At 51.1% G+C, this 13,158-nt stretch carries 14 protein-coding genes; 6 read left to right on the top strand and 8 right to left on the bottom strand.

Features of this window, described 5'->3' with window-relative positions; all coding sequences use genetic code 11:
- Positions 1–10: 10 nt before the first annotated feature.
- The 7 genes from VMW30_04095 to VMW30_04065 form a co-directional block, all read right to left on the bottom strand.
- Positions 11–286, bottom strand: coding sequence for a YlxR family protein (locus VMW30_04095; protein HUW87540.1), 276 nt, complete (start codon positions 284–286; stop codon positions 11–13).
- An 81-nt stretch (positions 287–367) separates the two neighbouring features.
- Positions 368–1,354, bottom strand: coding sequence for a transcription termination factor NusA (gene nusA / locus VMW30_04090; GenBank protein HUW87539.1), 987 nt, complete (start codon positions 1,352–1,354; stop codon positions 368–370).
- The gene (gene rimP / locus VMW30_04085; protein ID HUW87538.1) at positions 1,354–1,827 is read right to left on the bottom strand and encodes a ribosome maturation factor RimP; all 474 of its coding nucleotides are present in this window, start codon (positions 1,825–1,827) and stop codon (positions 1,354–1,356) included. Before rimP ends, nusA begins: the two co-directional genes overlap by 1 nt.
- A 55-nt stretch (positions 1,828–1,882) precedes the next feature.
- On the bottom strand, positions 1,883–2,671 hold the full coding sequence (locus tag VMW30_04080) for a TSUP family transporter (protein HUW87537.1): 789 nt from the start codon (positions 2,669–2,671) through the stop codon (positions 1,883–1,885).
- Positions 2,672–2,684: 13 nt separating this feature from the next.
- The gene (locus tag VMW30_04075; protein HUW87536.1) at positions 2,685–4,409 is read right to left on the bottom strand and encodes a proline--tRNA ligase; all 1,725 of its coding nucleotides are present in this window, start codon (positions 4,407–4,409) and stop codon (positions 2,685–2,687) included.
- 47 nt (positions 4,410–4,456) lie between these two features.
- Entirely contained in the window at positions 4,457–5,608 is a 1,152-nt protein-coding gene (gene ispG, locus VMW30_04070) for a flavodoxin-dependent (E)-4-hydroxy-3-methylbut-2-enyl-diphosphate synthase (protein ID HUW87535.1), read from the bottom strand.
- A gap of 55 nt (positions 5,609–5,663) precedes the next feature.
- Positions 5,664–6,884 (bottom strand): M50 family metallopeptidase, encoded by a 1,221-nt coding sequence (locus tag VMW30_04065; protein HUW87534.1) that lies wholly within the window; start codon positions 6,882–6,884, stop codon positions 5,664–5,666.
- Positions 6,885–6,947: 63 nt separating this feature from the next.
- On the opposite strand from VMW30_04065, the gene gabT reads away from it, so the two are divergent.
- The 5 genes from gabT to VMW30_04040 all read left to right on the top strand — a co-directional run bounded on the left by gabT (position 6,948) and on the right by VMW30_04040 (position 11,018).
- On the top strand, positions 6,948–8,279 hold the full coding sequence (gene gabT / locus VMW30_04060; protein HUW87533.1) for a 4-aminobutyrate--2-oxoglutarate transaminase: 1,332 nt from the start codon (positions 6,948–6,950) through the stop codon (positions 8,277–8,279).
- A gap of 41 nt (positions 8,280–8,320) precedes the next feature.
- On the top strand, positions 8,321–9,025 hold the full coding sequence (locus tag VMW30_04055; protein HUW87532.1) for an HAD family hydrolase: 705 nt from the start codon (positions 8,321–8,323) through the stop codon (positions 9,023–9,025).
- A complete protein-coding gene (locus VMW30_04050) occupies positions 9,022–9,513 on the top strand; it encodes an NUDIX domain-containing protein (protein ID HUW87531.1) in 492 nt (163 codons plus the stop codon). The genes VMW30_04055 and VMW30_04050 overlap by 4 nt, the downstream gene beginning before the upstream one ends.
- 175 nt (positions 9,514–9,688) lie before the next feature.
- Positions 9,689–10,111, top strand: coding sequence for a DUF6088 family protein (locus VMW30_04045; protein ID HUW87530.1), 423 nt, complete (start codon positions 9,689–9,691; stop codon positions 10,109–10,111).
- A complete protein-coding gene (locus VMW30_04040; protein ID HUW87529.1) occupies positions 10,083–11,018 on the top strand; it encodes a nucleotidyl transferase AbiEii/AbiGii toxin family protein in 936 nt (311 codons plus the stop codon). The genes VMW30_04045 and VMW30_04040 overlap by 29 nt, the downstream gene beginning before the upstream one ends.
- A 42-nt stretch (positions 11,019–11,060) precedes the next feature.
- Here the strand turns inward: VMW30_04040 and VMW30_04035 are convergent, their stop codons facing one another.
- Positions 11,061–12,011 carry a hypothetical protein gene (locus VMW30_04035; protein HUW87528.1) on the bottom strand — a complete coding sequence of 317 codons (951 nt, stop codon included), beginning with the start codon at positions 12,009–12,011 and terminating at the stop codon, positions 11,061–11,063.
- Positions 12,012–12,144: 133 nt separating this feature from the next.
- Between VMW30_04035 and VMW30_04030 the strand changes: the two genes are divergently transcribed.
- Positions 12,145–12,831, top strand: a complete 687-nt coding sequence (locus tag VMW30_04030; protein ID HUW87527.1) for an HAD family hydrolase — start codon at positions 12,145–12,147, stop codon at positions 12,829–12,831.
- The last annotated feature ends 327 nt before the right edge of the window (positions 12,832–13,158 follow it).

Raw genomic sequence — 13,158 nt, 5'->3', positions numbered from 1 at the left:
TTGTTACTTGTTACTTCCTAGATTCAACCGAACTTATGTAAGCAAGTAATTCGCTGCCATCCACGCTCTGTTCTCGTCTAAATGCCCAACGAAAAGACCCGCGTTTGACTGCTCGTACTGCACACAAGGGGTGTACCCACGCTCCCCGACCTGGGGAGGTGCGCTGTGGATCCGGAATTACATTTCCATCGATACACACCACACGAAGTAGCGCCGAAGGATTTTCACGTTTGCGACAGTCAACACAACTCCGCAAGTTTTTACTCTTGCTAGAGGAGGTGCTCATGACCACCGTCCGCTCAAATTCAACGTGCCAACCTTACCTGCCCAACGCGAGATATGCGAAACGGTTTCAAAAAGGGCGGTTTTATTGCTCCGACCGCGTTGGATTTGGGACATCGGAGTGAATATCGATGCGCCAGCCCGTCAATCGTGCCGCAAGGCGTGCATTCTGGCCGTCTTTACCAATGGCCAGGGAGAGTTGATAGTCCGGAACCGTCACTTTGGCCGAACGAGCAGCCAGATCAACAATCTCAACCTTCTCGACGCGGGCCGGAGCCAGAGCGTGGCCGACAAAGACGGCTGGGTCTTCCGACCAGTCCACGATGTCGATCTTCTCGCCATGGAGTTCATCCATCACGGCGCGAGCACGAGCGCCCAACGGACCGATGAGCGAACCCTTGGGACTCACACCAGCACGATGAGTTCGGACTGCAATCTTGGTCCGATGCCCAGCTTCGCGAGCCACGGCCATGATCTCGACAATTCTGTCGGCAATCTCCGGAACCTCTAGGGCAAACAACTGCTTCACAAGAGCTGGGTGACTTCGCGAGAGCGTGACTTCGGGACCTTTGAGTCCTTGTTTTACTTCGACGACGAAACATTTGATCCGCTCGCCATGGGTATAGACCTCGCCCGGGACTTGTTCCTGAGGCGGAACCTTGCCTTCAACTCGTCCCAGGTTCACATAAACCGTGCGCGGGTCTCGTCCTTGCTGAACGACCCCGGAGACAACGTCACCGACGGACGCGGTGAACTCTCCCACGATATCCGCATCATTTGCTTCGCGCATCTTCGCTTTAATGAGTTGGCGTGCCGTTGAGGTTGCGATTCGACTAAAACCTTCAGGACGATCCACCACTTCTTCAATCTTTTCCCCATCATCTCCAAAAATAGGAACTCGGATTTGGATCTCCCCGCTCTCGCGGTCCAAGTGGGCATACGCATGAGCACGCGCCTCGGGCATATGAGCGTACGCAGTAAGAACAGCGGCTTCTATTGCGCCAATGAGGCGGTCGAAAGGAATGTCACGTTCAATTGTGAGGGATGCGAGTGCCTTCATATCTACATGCATCAGATGTCCTCGCCTTTGCGATTAAATTCAATCTCGACTTGCGCCCGCTTGATTTCCAGAAAAGGGAGTTCGATTTTCTTTGCTACTTTTCCAGCAACAATCACGCAGACGGATTCGTCATGAACTACATCGACTCGTCCAGTCACTATCTCGCCATTGACCATTACCGATCGGACCAATCGATTCAAATTCTTCTGCCAATGTCTGGGTTGAGTAAGTGGGCGATCCACGCCCGGTGAGGTTACTTCCAAAGTAAATGGAGTCTCGCCGAGGAAATCTGCGGCATCGAGAATTGAAGAAATTTCCTTTGATGCCACCGTTACATCATCAAGGTTGATACTTTCCAGGCTGTCGACCACGCATGTGATGAGCCGTCGATTTCCCGGGGATGCAACGCTCACTTCTTCAAGTATGAGGCCGTGTGACTCCACGGCGGAAGTAATAGCAATCGTTATTTCTTGGACCAGATCCATTGAATTTCACTTTCTATGAAGTTGTAATTGAGAGCATAACCCAGAAAGCAACCAACTACCAATGTGCGAGGGTGTCGACCCCCACTTTGAAGATCAAAAGTGCTGTCACCAATAAAAATATTTTGCGCACAAAGGTGGACCCGCCGCGGATCGCCATTCGAGCGCCAAGGAGTCCGCCAGCAATATTTGCCATACCTAGAATCAGACCCACCTTCCAAAGAATGACGCCATGCACGCCAAAAATAATTATCGCGCCACAATTCGTTGCGACATTGACTACCTTTGCAATGGAGGAAGCGGAGAGAAAAGCAAAGCCGAGTAAGGCGACAAGAACCACCATCAGGAAAGTTCCGGTACCCGGACCAAAAATTCCGTCATAGAAACCAATGCCCGCTCCCGTAGCAATCGCAATCCACCGGCGGCGTTTGTGAGTATGGCGAAGCTCCTCAATATGACCAAGGGTTGGATGAAGCCACGTATAGATACCGACCGCGAGAAGTAAAACAAAGACGATAGGTCTTAGTGCACGAGTCGGAATGTACGAGGCGAGCAAAGCACCACACATTGAACCTATCAAAGCGGGAAGGGCCATGAAGAGAGTGAATATGAAATCTGGTTTCACCCTTCTTCTGTAAAGAATGGCTGCCGCAGTTGTTCCAAATATTGAAGAGAGCTTATTTGTTCCCAGAACTTGAACGGTTGGAGATTGGGGAAGTCCGATAAGAAGTGCGGGAAGTTGAATCAAGCCTCCACCACCGGCGATTGCGTCAATGAATCCTGCGCTGAGTGCGGCAAGTCCCATGAAGATCATGGTGAGGGTGGGGATGTCTCCAAAGAAATTCATCTTATCCCCTTGCTTATGAAAGCAGTGTGGTTATTTTCTTCGCTGCATCTGCGACAAGGGCCTCAGATCGTTGACCAGTTCGACGGACGCGAATTTCGACTTTGCCTTCCACGAGGGCTTTGCCAACGACGACAATGATTGGATTCCCGATTAATTCGGCATCCTTGAATTTCACACCCGGGCTGGCATCGCGACGATCATCAAGCATCACTTTGTAGCCGGCGCTCTCCAGTTCTTTGGCGAGTTCTTCCGCAACATCGAAAGGGTGATCTTCCTTCCCGGTTGCAACGATATGGATCTGCGCTGGGGCAATCTCTTTTGGCCAGTTCAAGCCCAATTCATCATGGGTTTGTTCGGCGATTGCGGCAACTGCGCGCGAAACCCCGATGCCATACGACCCCATCGTCACAACTCGCGATTTTCCATCGCTATCAAGCACCGTCAAATCGAGTGCTTCGGCGTACTTTCGCCCGAGTTGGAAGATATGACCAATTTCGATGGCGCGATCGATGACTACTGGCCCAGAACACTCTGGACATGCGTCGCCTTTACGCACTTCAGCAGATTCAACATACCCATCAACTTTAAAATCCCGCCCGTTTACAACATTGAGAGCATGAAAGCCGTGTTTGTTAGCGCCCGTCACCCACTTGGTACCTGGAGCAATGCGAGGATCTGCATAAAGCGTCAGGCCAAAACTCTGTGAGTTTTGTGGACCGACATAACCTTTGACAAGAGTTGGATTCTTTGCGAAATCAGAATCTTCGAACAGGCGCAAGTCCTGCACGCCAGGAAGATTTGCTTGCAGACGCTTCAGGTCCACTTCCCTATCTCCGGGAACAAGCACCGAAATATTCTTTCCATCCGCGACGAGCAGAACATTTTTCAGGGTATCCGCGCCTGCGAAACCACCACCATGTCGCTCATTAAGGACGGCCACCAAAGAATCAATCGTTGGCGTATTCGGAGTCTCAACAATTTCCATCGCGGGAACACCCGCTGGATCCACAGCGGCGATCACAGTCTTCATCGCTTCAACATTTGCCGCATACCCGCACTTCTCACAAAGAACGTACGTGTCTTCACCAGTGGGGCATGGCGCTAAGAATTCTTCAGAGCGAGATCCACCCATGGCACCCGACATCGCACTCACTATGTTGTACCGCATTCCCAGACGATCAAAAGTCTTGATGTAGGCAGCGCGATGCTTGTTGTATGACTCATGCAGGCCCTCGTCAGTAAGGTCGAAAGAGTAAGAATCTTTCATCACAAACTCTCGTCCGCGAATGATTCCGCTGCGTGGCCGTGGTTCATCCCGATACTTCGTCTGGATCTGGTAAAGAGCGAGAGGCAGATCCTTGTAGGAGGAGTACTCCCCCTTCACCATCAAAGTGAACATTTCCTCGTGTGTTGGACCCAAAAGATAGTCCGCACCACGACGATCCTTGAGCCGGAAAAGGTCGGGGCCGTACTCCGTCCAACGGTTCGTCTCTTCGTATGCTTCTCTGGGCAATAGGGCAGGAAAGTGGACTTCCTGAAAGCCCGCCGCGTCCATCTCTTCACGTATGACCCGTTCGATATTGCGCAAGGTGATGTAGCCCAGTGGCAACCATGAATAAATGCCGGCGGCAATCCGCCGGATATAACCGGCTCTTACAAGCAGGCGGTGACTGGCAACTTCAGCGTCAGATGGATCATCCCGTAGGGTGCGTAAGAAAAGAGTGGACATTCGCAACATAAGCGCGAGCCTACCTGAGGAAATCGGGCGGACGTACTAGATAGGTACTAGCGAACCTCAACCGCTGGCTGCCCCGAAGCAACTCCTGCTGCCTCCATCTCTTCGGCAAGGCGCATCGCCTCTTCAATCAATGTCTCAACAATTTGGGCTTCAGGTACTGTCTTGATCACAACGCCCTTGACGAAGATCTGTCCCTTTCCATTTCCGGAAGCGACCCCTAGGTCAGCTTCCCGTGCTTCACCCGGTCCATTGACAACGCATCCCATTACGGCAACGCGAAGTGGAACCGTCATTCCTTCCAGGCCCGCTTGGACTTTCTCCGCCAAGCTATAAACATCCACCTGAGCTCGTCCGCAGGATGGGCAGGAGACGATTTCCAATTTACGTTGACGCAAATTGAGGGATTCAAGAATTGAGATGCCAACTTTAACTTCTTCAACTGGCGGAGCCGATAGCGAAACCCGGATTGTGTCCCCGATTCCCTCAGCTAGAAGAATGCCAAATGCCGTGGCCGATTTAATGGTTCCTTGAAAGAGAGGACCGGCTTCCGTAACACCGAGGTGAAGTGGGTAGTCACACTTCTGAGCAAGCAGGCGATATGCACTCACCATGGTCACGGGATCGTGGTGTTTGACCGAGATCTTTATGTCGTGAAAACCGTGCTCTTCGAATAAGGAGCACTCCCAGAGGGCAGATTCGACTAATGCCTCTGGGGTCGCTTTTCCATACTTGGCGAGTAAGCGGGGATCAAGGGAGCCGGCATTTACGCCGATGCGAATTGGAATTCCAGCATCACCAGCCGCCTTTGCGACTTCCTTGACTTTGTCATCAAATTGTTTGATATTCCCAGGATTTACTCGTACCGCAGCACATCCCGCATCGATGGCGGCAAAAATATATTTGGGTTGAAAGTGAATATCTGCAATAACTGGGATTTGTGAATGCTTGGCAATGTGAGCGAGCGCATCCGCGTCATCTTGGCTTGGAACTGCAACCCGGACTATCTGGCATCCAGCAGCCGTAAGTTCGGCAATCTGTTGCAGAGTTGCGTTGACATCTGAGGTCAAAGTTGTACACATCGACTGCACACTGACTGGTGAATCACTTCCGACCATGACGCTTCCGACCCGAAGTTGGCGGGTCTTTCGGCGCGACGAGAGTGTAGGCGGAGGCGCTGAAGGAATCCCTAAGTCAACCATGTATGCATTCTGCCCTACTTGGCGGTTCCCTTCACCTTGCGACTCCTGCAGACGCTTACAGATTGATGTTAATCGGATTGACGATGTCCGCCACCAGGAGAAGAAGGGTGAGCCCAACAAGAAGGACAAAGACGATCATCGTGATTGGAGTCAGAACCGCGACATCAATGGCAGGCGGTCGAGAGCGACCGCGGAGCCGGGCGATAAACGCTCTTACTTCGTCCGCGATAGCCACCGCCATATGACCTCCATCGAGAGGCAGAAGTGGCAGAAGATTGAAAATGCCCACAAAGAAATTGAGGCTGGCGATGATGAGGATGAAGGTAGCAAGACGTTCGGAGAGAGAAAGTTTTGAACTTCCGACTGCCTCGCCGGATACACGAGCAACTCCGACAACTCCGACAAGACCTTCAGGGTCTCTCGCTTTGCCTCCAACGGTCTGAGACCAAAGTTCGGGAACTTTGGTCGGAAGGGAGATGAGGGACTTGACCGAGGCCGAAATGAAATTTCCAGTCGTGATTGCCGATTGCTTTACTGCGGTGAAAGGGTCGCTGCGGACGAGTGCATACTCATTGAAGATGCCGATAAAGCCAATGGTCTTGCCGCTGACGACTCTCGCATGTGGAGTTATAGATATTTCCAGATCGGGCAACCCCAATGAAGTCGAATTCTGGACGATTTTGCTTCCGCGATTTATTCCGAAGAGAAGTGGGACACCGGCGGATTTGCGAATGATCTCAACATCGCTTGACCACTTTGTAATCGGCTTGCCGTTGATTGAAACAATCGTGTCACCTGCCTTTAATCCCGCCGCCTTGGCCGGGGAAACAGGTGAAGACGAGGTGCAGGCTTGATTGCCAGTGGCAGGAGGGACACATGGACTAATTTGGGCGATAGTAGAGGTCGCTTGCGAAGTGCCTATACCTATAAAGAGAATGAGAAGCAGCACATAGCCAAGGACGAAGTGTAGAAAAGAGCCCGCCCCAAGAACTATTAGCTTTCGACTTCCTTTGGCACGGTAGAAATCTCGCTCGCCCCCGATGAGACCTTCACTCGGCGACATCCCTTCGATACGGCAGTACCCTCCGGCTGGAATGGCCTTTATACCGAATTCAGTCTCGCCACGGACCGTGGACCAGATTTTCGTTCCGAATCCAAGGAAAAACTCGCTCACCCGCATACCAAAATGCTTCGCAGTAATGAAGTGTCCGAATTCGTGGACCATCACTGAAAATAGGAGCGCAACGACAAAAGCCAGAATCCCGAGTAATTGCATTGCGCTATCTTGGCAGGTCAGGCTGACAAGTGAGAACTTATTGCAAGTAGTAGAATTTCCGCCATGACAACGATCCCTCAGGTACGTTCATTGGTGACTGCAATCCCAGGTCCAAAGTCTCAAGAAATTCTCAAGCGGCGTTCAGAGGCGGTCTCCGCCGCCCTGGGAATGGCTATACCTATTGTGGTCGAACGAGCCGGTGGCGGAGTCATTGTGGACGTGGACGGAAATTCCATTATTGACATGGGCGCGGGCATCGCGGTGGTCAATGTAGGCAATAGCGCCGAACGCGTCGTGGCCAACGTGCAGGCGCAGGTTGCCGCATTCACACATACCTGCTTCATGGTCGCCCCATACCTTGGTTACATCGAGGTATGCGAGGCCCTCAACCGCCTCACTCCAGGTACCCATAAGAAGAAATCAATTCTTCTCAATTCCGGTGCCGAGGCCATTGAAAATGCGGTGAAGATTGCCCGTAGTTATACCAAGCGCCAAGCCATCGTCGTTTTCGAGCATAGTTATCACGGTCGCACCAACCTCACTATGGCTATGACTGCGAAGAACTTGCCGTACAAGGAAGGTTTCGGTCCATTCGCTCCTGAGATTTATCGGATGCCCATGGCCTACCCAATGCGTTGGCCAGGCGGAGCCGAGAAGTGTGCGGAAGAGGCACTCGATTTCGTCATACATAAAATGGAGAAAGAGCTAGGCGCAAAAAATATTGCCGCCATTGTCATCGAACCGATTCAAGGTGAAGGCGGTTTCATCGTTCCGCCCAAGGGCTTCCTGCCGGGGCTCTCTAAGTTCGCAACCGAGAACGGCATCGTTTTCATTGCCGATGAAGTCCAAACTGGTTTTGCCCGCACTGGTCAGATGTTTGCCTCGGAGGACGAAGGTGTAGTTCCAGACATCATCGCAACAGCAAAGGGAATTGCCGGTGGACTTCCGTTGGCAGGTGTCACTGGACGCGCAGAAATCATGGATGCAGTGCATGGAAGCGGATTAGGTGGAACATACGGTGGCTCCCCCGTTGCATGTGCAGCGGCCATCGGCGCAATTGCGACCATCGAAGAAGAGGATCTCTGCAAGAGTGCACTTGAGATGGGAAAGATAATTTCGGATGCTCTTCATGAGATGAAGAGAAAGTATCCAATCATCGGTGAAGTACGCGGTCGGGGCGCCATGCAAGCGATCGAGCTTGTCATTCCTGGTGGAATAGAGCCAAATCCTGCCGCGCTCACCTCAATTGTTAAGTACTGCCAGCAACAGGGAGTACTTATTCTCTCGGCCGGCACTTACGGCAACGTCATCCGACTTCTCCCTCCGCTTGTGATGCCAGAGCACCTCTTACGTGAAGCACTCGGCATTCTTGACGAGGCGATTGCGGCGGTTTAAGGAACGTACCGAATCACTAGCAGAAAAGTCATTGACCCACAGTGATCCGCGGAATTGGTTTTGATTTAGATAACACCCTTTTCGACCATCGCGGTGCCGCAGCGGCTGGGTTATCTTCCTTCTTACGCCGAAGAGACTGGGTCTACGAAGGTGAACCTGATCTCGAAACCATCTGGCAACAAATAGAACAGAAATATTTCTCCGAGTATGTCGCCGGAAATTTGACACTGGCAGAACATCGACGCGAACGAATGCGCGAATTCCTTCAGAGAGCAAATCTTCACGCAGATAGCGATCATTTGGATGAATATTTCACAGAGTATCTTGAGGAATATTCGAATTCATGGGTCGCTTATTCGGACGCACTTCCCACCCTTGAAGCCCTACGAGAGTCAGGGTACGTTCTCGCGGTTTTAACCAATGGGCAGCAAGAACAACAGGAGCGCAAATTGGCAAAAATGGGGTTAAGTCATTTCTTCTCGTCGGTTCTAGCAATAGGCAAGGTGACCCATCCCAAACCCGATGCGCGAGCTTTCCTGCACATGTGTGCTTCATTAGAGTGCGAACCTGAGGAAGTCGTTTATGTCGGAGACGATCCGCAAGTGGATGCAATAGCGGCCACTCGTGCAGGACTTCACGGGGTATGGCTCAACCGAGAGGGTCTGCAAACGCAAGTCGGCATAAGTAATCAGATAAGTACACTTGCCATGTTGAAAGGCTCCCTCCCGAATCGAGGTACTCAATGACAAAGAAGGAGATACCTCCGATCCGCCCTACCGTTCGCGTGCTGATGCTTGATGACCAAGACCGTGTCCTGCTTTTTCGTGGTCAAGATCCTCATCAACCCACCACTCGTTTCTGGTTTCCTCCAGGCGGCGGCATTGAGCCCGGTGAAAGTGTCGAAGATGCTGCCAGACGTGAAGTAAGAGAGGAAACAGGATTGGTCAATTTCGAACTTGGTCCTCACATTTGGAATCGACGCCACGTTTTCATGTTTTACGGAACACATCAGGACGTGCGGGAAACCTGGTTCTTTGCGCGCGTTCCTGCCTTCAGTATCGACATCTCCGGATTCACCGACCAAGAAAGAGAGAGTCTGCAGGAGCACCGTTGGTGGACACTTCCCGAACTCGAATCCACAACCGATTCGCTCACACCCCGCGACCTTGCAGCTCTACTAAAAAACCTCTTTGAGAACGGACTTCCGACCAGCCCAGTCACTGTCCAAGTTTGACGTTGACTCCGTCTTCAGAGGCGTATGTACGCCTACCTGGAGCCCAGATTAGTCAGATCTCTGAATTTTGACCTTTTAAGGCGCACATTGTTTGTATCCTTTATGGTACTTTTCAAGCATTAAATGCAGTATTATTCTAACCATCAAAGCGCACATTGTTTGCGAAGGGAGGATCATGGCACTCAGTACTCAGACGCGAATTGCACGGTCAATCGGCCGCAGCAAGCGAGATGTTTTCTTGCGCGCCGATTTCGCCGAACTTGGTAGCCCAAGCCGAGTCACTCGAGCCATCAGTGAGCTGATTACCAAAGGAAAGCTGGTACGACTCGGGTATGGCGTATATGCCAAAGCGATACCCAGCGCCGTCACAGGCAATCCGATACCACGAAAAGTGCTCGAATCTTTGGTAGTTGAAGCATTCGACTCTTTACGCATTCCTGTGGAAATGGGCGTTGCACGTTCGGCTTACGCAACCGGTAGTACGAATCAGGTGCCAATGTCAGTAACCATCTCCACTGGTTCCAGGCGGGTCAGTCGCAAACTAAAGCTCGGCAACCGTGAGGTCATATATGAGAAGCCTCTCGCCCGAGCAATTTGAACTTATCGTCGCTGCGGCGAACGAAGGTTTGTCGCTATTTTCTGCGGGAGGATTAGAAAAAGACGTTCACCTCACCGAGGTATTGCGCGCATTAAAGTTAGTTGAGACTGAGGATCTCACACTTGTCTTCTGTGGCGGCACCAGTCTCGTCAAGGCATACGGATATCTGAATCGGATGTCTGAGGACATCGACATAAAGATTGTTGACCGATCGGGCAGAAGCACCTCGGCCATCCGGCAAAGTATGAGTCATCTCAAAGTTGCAGTGACTCATGCCTTTGTCGATGCCGGATTTGCTGTTGACGCATCCCAAGCTATGAGCGCAAATCGTTACATAACCTTCGATCTTCGCTATGAGCCGAAGTTTCCAAGTGAAGTAAGTTTGCGGCCAGAGATCAAGGTGGAGTTCACTTATGCTCCCGCCCACTTGCCCGTAGTGCAACGTTCAATAAGCACGCTGCTTCTTCGTGATCTGGGAATGACTGAACAGTCTTTGAAATTCGCTTGTAACGCCATGGAGGAAACTCTGGCGGAAAAAGTGCTCGGTTTCCTTAGGCGTTCCTCAAAACTCTCGTCGAAACAAGATGGTGACGAACGCCTAGTTCGCCATATCCACGACGTGCACATCTTGGCGGGCATGGCACCAGACTTAGTTGCTACACATCGAGCCTTCAAACTGGCTGTTGAGGAAGATGTCAGGAAATTCGCAAATCAAGATCCTGCTTTCTCACAAAATCCGAAACTCATGCTCCAAACTGCTCTTCAAAAGGCATCTACAGATTCGCAACGGAGGGTGTCATACTCAAAGTTTGTGGAGGACCTAGTCGCTGGTGGCGCACCAGATTTTGATGCGGCGCTTTCAACTTTTGCGCTCCTGGCTGGTGGATTGATCGCCGAACTTGATTAGGCCCTGATGTTCATCACCACTCTCTGCGGCAGGCAAAACCAATCAGTGCGTCAGTTGCACCCAATTAACCGTTGAAGCTCGATCATCTCGTTGCCCCTGGCCACTGAAATCGCAGGGATGCTGATCACGGAAAGCCTCGGTTTCTTTGGTATTCAATGGAGTCACTCCCACACTTGCGAACGCAGCCAGCACGGAAGGCGTCATATGATCAAAGACGCTACCCAGAATCTCTCTTCCATCCTTTGCCGGCCAGGTTCCAAATAGGTCCAGATCGAAATCGAACTCCTTGTCTCCTAAGGCTGCGTAGCCAATAAGTTCGCCGGCTTTAACGGAATCGCCGACTTTGAATGCTCTTGCAAAATAGATATGTCCAAATTGAAACAAAACACCCTTATCCAAGGGCGTTGAAAAGCCAATCCCATTACCATTCATCGGTCGACCACTCACCTTGTTGGCCTCTAAATTGATGCTCGCAACAGTTCCGTCAAAAGGTGCAAACATTTTTACTTTGTCCAAGGTGCCTCGGAATTGCGCTATGGGGTAGAAGTAGTGCTTGAGCGATCTGTTCGTTTCTAACACTTGGTCAAATGTATATCCATCACGATTATGACCCGAGCAACTCCTATATTTGGAAATACTCTCAATTTGAGTGAGATCCACAGGGATTGCGGAAATATATTTGGCATCCGGGCTGGGCCAGTCGGAGAGTTTTCCTTCATCTACGCTCTTTTTCGGATCCGATTTTCCCTCCGAATTCGTAGGCGACGACGGAGTCGGCTTCGCTGTCGCCTTTGCCACAACCCAGACCAATTTCTTATTCTTCTTGTCACAAATGAATGTCTTACCAGCGACTTTAGTTTTAGCGCCAGGTTTTGTGCAGGTACCACCCAATTTTGCGGCGGCGAATGCTCCCGAGGTCAGTCCTAGAAGCAAAGTGATACAGAGAGAAATGACTGCCAATTCGGTCTTTTTTCGCGTCATAAAGTCGGACATAAGAGAAAGACTAACGTCACCAGATGCATTCGCAAGGGCTCCTTCCCTAGTGCCTTTTTTGCCATCGCATGCGGCCTCGGCAATCCCACTAATCGTTAATACGCCCCCTTATTCAGTGCAGTAGATTCACCTCGTGGCTCAAGATCGCGAATCTTCAAAAACTCCCTCGGGCACGCCAAGTCTCATCATTTTCGATTGCGATGGCGTGCTTGTTGACAGCGAGGTAATCTCCATCGCAATCGATGAGATTGTCCTGGCCGACCTAGGGTGGCAGATCGGGAAAGACGAGATCATCGCCCGATTCGTTGGTCGCTCGCACGATCATTTTCTAAAAGTTGTTGAGGAACACATCGGCTATAAACTGCCCAACGATTGGGAAGATTCGTACCAACACCTTTATCGTGAGGCAATGCTGCGTGATCTTCGCCCCGTTGCAGGAATTATTGATGCCCTCGATTCGATCACGGTTCCCTCGTGTGTGGCTTCCAATGGGAGCCACGAAAAGATGCAATTCACCTTGGGACTAACCGGACTCCTGACACGATTTGAGGGTCGTATATTTAGTGCATCAGAAGTCTCGTTTGGAAAACCTGCACCAGATCTATTCCTCCACGCATCATCGATACTCGGGTATGGGCCATCTGACTGCGTTGTTGTTGAGGACAGTGTGGCGGGCGTTCAAGCAGCTCTTGCTGCCGACATGAATGTGATTGCCTATGCCGGAGGAGTCACTCCGCGAGAGCAACTGGAACTCTTTGGTGTGAGCGTCATTGACCACATGTCAGAACTCCCGCAAAGTTTGGAAAAGTTCGCCACTTGAGAGCGCTTCTATAGGTTTCGACTTAATCCCTGGCAGAGACAACCGCATTGAGCAATCCCACTAATTGTTAATGTAGCTCCTTTACCGTCTGGAATTTTGTTACTCCGCGTGACATGAATTTATGCCATAGTTTGTTCGCCTTGGTTTTTGCAAGGAAATGGTGTGATGCGAGGGCTGGTAATCCTCACAAGCAAGCATTGCGCCTTGGAGTTGGCGGCAAGAGAGACCTTGGAATTCTCTAGGGTCTCTCTTGCTTTCTATCCACACTTATTACCCATTCACATTGAAACTCGCGTTATTCATCGCGTCCTAAATGTAAGGCAAGTA

This window comes from Candidatus Paceibacterota bacterium (assembly GCA_035530615.1).
Classification (GTDB): Bacteria; Actinomycetota; Actinomycetes; order Nanopelagicales; family Nanopelagicaceae; genus QYPT01.
This window is presented reverse-complemented; position numbering and strand designations above follow the sequence as displayed.